This is a genomic window from Flavitalea sp. (assembly GCF_035489435.1).
Taxonomy (GTDB): Bacteria; Bacteroidota; Bacteroidia; order Chitinophagales; family Chitinophagaceae; genus DATHKG01.
On record NZ_DATHKG010000065.1, the window covers coordinates 1 to 5672 of the forward strand.

Sequence of the window (5672 nt, forward strand, 5' to 3'; positions counted from 1 at the left end):
CTATCAACCCTGAGCCCAGCCCGTTAAACTCATTCCCCAGTTTCACCAGGTCGAAAGCGATTTCTTCATAAGGATGAACCGCCCGCATAGCCTTCAGGACCCTGCCCTCAAGGTAAGCAGGGAATATGACTTCTATTCTGCGTTCCTCTTCCATGTGGCGTTCCCCAGGTGTACCCAAATAGGGATTCGTATCTTTTCCACCCGTAAAACTCCCGGTTCCCGGTGTACTGAAACTGCATTCGCTGTAATTACCTATACTCCCGGCGCCTGCTTCAAATAAAGCATCTTTTAACTTTTCTTCGTGGGTTGAAGGCACAAAAACGTACAACTTTTCCAGCTGATCTTTTTTGGGTAACAACACCTTCCTGTTGACCAGTCCCAGTTTATCGGCCATTTGTTTATTAACACCCCCGATGATATTGTCGAGATTAGTATGAATTGCATAAATCGCGATATCGTTTTTAATGGCAAGAATCACTGCCTTCTCAACATAGTTTTTGCCGTTTAACTTTTTTATGCCGGAAAATATGATTGGATGATGCGCAACAACAAGATTTGCACCTGACCTGATCGCTTCATCAATAACATCTGTAGTCGAATCAAGACAAACAATTACACCTGTGCATAGCCGGTCGCCGTCACCAGTTATAAGCCCGGCATTATCATAACTTTCCTGCAAAGATGGTGGAGCGATATTTTCAAGATGGGCGATAACTTCTTGTATTCTCATTCCCTAAAGGTAAAGGCATAAGCGGATTTACTGAAAGACAGCGTTTAGTGTATTATAAATATTACCTAGTTTTACTGTCACCTTCAACTATTATTATGCGCACAACCTGGATCATTCTATTTCTGACCATAGCTGCTGCGGCCGGAATGTATTTTTATTTTAGCCGTAAAGCGGAGCCTGCTGCATATGATACCATTGCATTTAAAAACACACCTGATTCAATATTACAGAAAGTAAAGGTATATACGGCCGATAGACCAATGGAAGTTTTTTACCACGACAGTACCTGGACACTTTCGGATAGCACTCCCCTTACCAGGATTATGAACAATCGAACCACTGATTCTATAAGTAAGAATTATGTGGAGAAGACGCTGTTTGTCACTTATGATGACAAATTTTTTTATGATATGGATCTCCGCAAGGCAGATTCAAATGCTGCTTATAATATAGACCTGCAGCTTGTTCCTGTTTCGGATACTATGATGGTTTATGGGAGTATAGATCAGAAAAATGCCGGCGTGATAAATTTCCGGAATCCAATGGCCAACCTGTTTAAATCATTTGTAATTACCTATAACGACCGCAGACCTGATTCGCTCAAAATTGATACCAGCGCAGGATCCCCACATAGCAAAGCCACAAAGATTATTACTGTACTCAAACCCTGATATGCCCGGGAAAGATAAGATCAGAAATTGAATCGTCAACTTCGACATTCGTAGTTATTTTTGCCGGATGAGTGCATCAAAGGCCTTTATATTAAGATTATTAAGAAAAATCGGTTTTGCCGAAGGTTTATCCTGGTTACTCTTACTTGGCATTGCTATGCCGCTTAAATACATCGCGGGACAACCCCTTCCGGTGAGGATCGTCGGGTGGATACATGGTCTGCTCTTCATCGCATATATCTTACAGCTATACCGGGTTCAAAGCGCATATAGGTGGCCGTTAAAGAAAATCATTTTCGGTTGCCTGGCAGCATTTTTGCCATTCGGCACCTGGATGTTTGATGCTCAATTAAAAAAACAGCAGGACGAAGTTGCCGTAGGTTGATTATAAATAAACGAACCAATTGATGACTAACTTATCACACGAAGAATTATACGGGCAGTATAAAGTTGCCATGAGCCGGATCGCCGATTTACGTTTTTCTTCTGCTTTATTGCAATGGGATCAGGAAACCTATATGCCGCCGAGGGGAGCGCCGGTGAGGGGACAACAAATTGCCAGCCTGACAGAACTGGCGCATGAACTGTTTACGAGTAAAACTTCCGGTGATCTGTTCACTCATCTACTGGAGACTAATGGTCTTACTGATAAGGAGAAACGAAATGCCGAACTTAGTTTTGAAGACTATACCCGGCTGCAGAAAATACCAGCAGAATTTGTGCGCGAGATGTCCGAAACAGTCAACCAGAGTTTCCATAGCTGGATGGCAGCAAGAAAGGCAAATGATTTTAGCCTTTTTGCCGGCGATCTTGCCAAACTCGTAGCATTAAAAAAACAGGAAGCCGGTTACCTTGGTTATACGAACCATCCTTATGATGCGCTGCTTAATGAACACGATAAAGGGACCAATGTATTACTTCTTGATGCGGTTTTCAACCAAATCAGGGGGCCGTTGAAAGAATTACTGCAAAAGATAATGAGTCAGCCGCCAGTGGACGATTCTTTTCTGCACAGACATTATCCCAGGGAAAAGCAATGGGCCTTTGGGATGGATCTTTTAAAAAGATTAGGATATGATTTTGAGGCAGGCAGACAGGATGTTTCAGAACATCCATTTAGTGTGAGTTTTAATAACCAGGATGTGCGGATTACGACAAGGATCGACGAAAACGACCTGGCTGCGATGACCTGGAGCTGTATCCATGAATTGGGTCATGCATTATATGAACAGGGTCTGCCTGGTGACCAGTACGGGTTACCTGCCGGAGAAGCGGCCAGTTACAGTATTCATGAGTCGCAGTCAAGATTGTGGGAAAATCATGTCGGCCGGAGTGAGTCTTTTTGCAGGACCTTTTTTCCCTTATTTAAACAATATTTTCCGGAGCAGTTGGCAGATATCACAGTTGACCATTTTTATAAGGCAATTAATAAGGTACAACCATCCCTTATTCGCACTGAATCCGATGAACTGACCTATCATTTTCATATTATGATAAGATATGAACTTGAGAAAAAGTTGCTGGAAGGAAGTCTAAACACAAATGATATACCGGCTTACTGGGCAGAACAATACAAATTGTATATGGGAATCGAAGTTCCAGATCATAGAAGGGGATGTCTTCAGGATGTTCATTGGAGCCACGGAAGTTTTGGTTATTTTCCAACATATTCACTGGGAAGCTTTTACGCGGCACAGATTTACCAAACAGCAGTAGAAAGCAGTGAGACCACAAAGGAAAATAGTAAAACCGTCGCCGAAGAAGTAAATTCGGGTAAATATGATGGTTTACTGGACTGGCTAAGATCGAATGTGCATATGCATGGACGAATTTATACGAGCGAGACACTTTGTAAGGTCATTTCCGGGAAAACATTGAATATCAATTATTTTTTATCGTATTTGCTTGATAAATACAGGAAAATTTACAACTTTTAGGGTCCAATCCATTTCCGATGTTCAGATTTTTTCCAATACTACTATTATGCATATGCACAATTTCCTGTAAAAAGACAATTGAGCGTAAACAGGAACAGATCGTAATGGATGCGATAACAAAAGGATTATGGATTGTGGATTTGTATACTGAAGATGGTGCTGTGATGACCGGCAATTACGAGGGTTACGAATTTAAGTTTAATGACAATGAAACTCTGAATGCCCTCAAGTCGGGATCTTCTGAGCCGGGAACATGGAAACCCAATATTGCTCAATATACCATTACCACCAATTTCCCGGGTGCTACTGATCCCCTTGATAAACTTAGTAGTACCTGGAAACTGACCGACAGTGATTGGGACTATGTAAAATCTGAATCATCGGCAACCGGTATCAGGAGAGTTTTACATCTGCGCAAAAAATAGTTCACAAAATTATTTTTTCGAAATCACGGATTGAAATTTGATAGTAAATATCACCTGTAGAATTCATCCTTAAACCTTGTTTAAATAAATCCAACGTGGGGATTAACCTACACGTATATAAGTTCATATTTATATTAAGCCAGCGTTTCCGGCCATTCCAAACTTCCTTGAAAACCGTACTGATCTGTAACTTACTAAAGCAGTTGTGTTCTAATGAGGAAATTGTGGCTTTTTTATTTCTTAATTATTGTGTCCCAGGTTCTGAATGCCCAGAACCCTGTTGTTAGCTTCACTGCAACTCCTCTCACGGGTTGTGCTCCATTAGTTGTTACTTTTACCGACCAGTCAACAGGGAACCCTACAAACTGGGATTGGGATCTCGGGAATGGTCAACTTTCAAATACCCGCAATCCCGTAGTTGTTTATAATATTCCCGGCGTTTATACGGTCAAGCTGGTTGTACGGAATGCGAATGGAATTGCCCAATTGGTCAGAACGAATTATATCATCGTCAATCCTACTCCTTCAGCAGCTTTCACTGCAAGTGCTACCACTGGTTGTGCCCCGAATAGTATAACCTTTACAGATAATAGTACTGCCCCGGGAGGCAGGATCACCGGTTGGTTATGGACCTTCGGAGACGGAGGAACATCCACTGCTCAAAATCCGACCTATATTTATTCAACTCCAGGATATTATGACGTCACCTTACAGATAACCAGCAACCAGGGATGCAAATCTTCGACTATTCGTCAACGTTATATCCGGATTGTACCCGGTGTTATTGCCAATTTTAACCCGGTGCCATCAAACACCTGCCAGGCACCATTCAATGTTTCCTTTACAAACGAAAGTTCAGGACCAGGTAACCTGACTTATATCTGGGATCTGGGAAATAAGGCGTCTTCTGTAGTTGCTGCTCCTTCAACTGTTTATAATGATACCGGCAATTACAGGGTGACATTAATTACCATAAGTGACTATGGTTGTGCAGACACGCTGGAGAAAGTTATTCCACTTAAGAACAATTCAACAAAATTCAATGCGCCTGATACGGCTTGTTTAAACGTAGCGGTAAAATTCAATAATATCTCTTCGCCGGTGCCCGCGTCCAGTCGTTGGACATTTGGAGATGGCCAGGGTTCAAATTCCAGATCGCCTGCACACACTTATGATAGTGCCGGTGTCTATACTGTCAAACTAATAAATCGTTATGCAAATTGCATCGATTCGGTGATTAAAAAAATTACGATAGGTCCAAAGCCGTCAGTTGATTTCTCTTCAGTAAATCATGCCAGTTGTAAGGCGCCTTTTACAGTTGAATTCCAGAATCTGACTCAGAATTCAACTGCCTGGATCTGGGATTTTGGTGATGGTACCACTTCAACAGAAAAAAATCCCAAACATACCTATAACCAGTTGGGACAATATGATATTACGCTGACGGCCACCTTTAGTGGAGGATGCCAGAATACGATCACAAAACCTGTATTTGTCCAGGTAGTGGAGCCTACTATCGGGGTCTCAAACCTTCCGGCAGGAGGTTGTATTCCTTATACGTTCGTGCCGGTTCACAATGTTAAGGCTGTTGATGGTGTAGCAAGCTGGCTTTGGGATTTTGGGGACGGATCAACCAGCTCGCAGTCAAATCCATCACATATTTATACAACAGCAGGATCTTTCGATATTAAGCTTCGGATCGTTACAAATTCCGGTTGTGTGAAAGACACAACTTTCGTTGGAGGTGTGAAGACAGGATCACCCATCACCGCTGATTTTATTGCTGATAAGTTCGAGGTTTGTGCTTCCGAAGCCGTAAAGTTTACTGACCTGTCAACTGGCGCCGATGAATGGCTTTGGGATTTCGGAGACGGGACGAATTCCAGCAGTCAGCATCCGGCGCATGTCT

At 42.4% G+C, this 5672-nt stretch carries 6 protein-coding genes; 5 read left to right on the forward strand and 1 reads right to left on the reverse strand.

Annotation, left to right across the window (positions count from 1 at the left end; all coding sequences use genetic code 11):
• Positions 1–730, reverse strand: a 730-nt coding sequence (locus tag VK664_RS10150) for a Nif3-like dinuclear metal center hexameric protein (protein ID WP_461398539.1), incomplete at its 3' end; no start/stop codon positions are given.
• Between the two features lie 95 nt (positions 731–825).
• Between VK664_RS10150 and VK664_RS10155 the strand changes: the two genes are divergently transcribed.
• The 5 genes from VK664_RS10155 to VK664_RS10175 form a co-directional block, all read left to right on the forward strand.
• A complete protein-coding gene (locus VK664_RS10155; protein ID WP_461398540.1) occupies positions 826–1401 on the forward strand; it encodes a hypothetical protein in 576 nt (191 codons plus the stop codon).
• A 67-nt stretch (positions 1402–1468) separates the two neighbouring features.
• Positions 1469–1786 (forward strand): DUF3817 domain-containing protein, encoded by a 318-nt coding sequence (locus VK664_RS10160; RefSeq protein ID WP_461398541.1) that lies wholly within the window; start codon positions 1469–1471, stop codon positions 1784–1786.
• Positions 1787–1808: 22 nt separating this feature from the next.
• Positions 1809–3338, forward strand: coding sequence for a carboxypeptidase M32 (locus tag VK664_RS10165; protein WP_461398543.1), 1530 nt, complete (start codon positions 1809–1811; stop codon positions 3336–3338).
• A gap of 17 nt (positions 3339–3355) precedes the next feature.
• The gene (locus tag VK664_RS10170; protein WP_461398544.1) at positions 3356–3763 is read left to right on the forward strand and encodes a hypothetical protein; all 408 of its coding nucleotides are present in this window, start codon (positions 3356–3358) and stop codon (positions 3761–3763) included.
• Between the two features lie 213 nt (positions 3764–3976).
• Positions 3977–5672, forward strand: a 1696-nt coding sequence (locus tag VK664_RS10175; protein ID WP_461398545.1) for a PKD domain-containing protein, incomplete at its 3' end; no start/stop codon positions are given.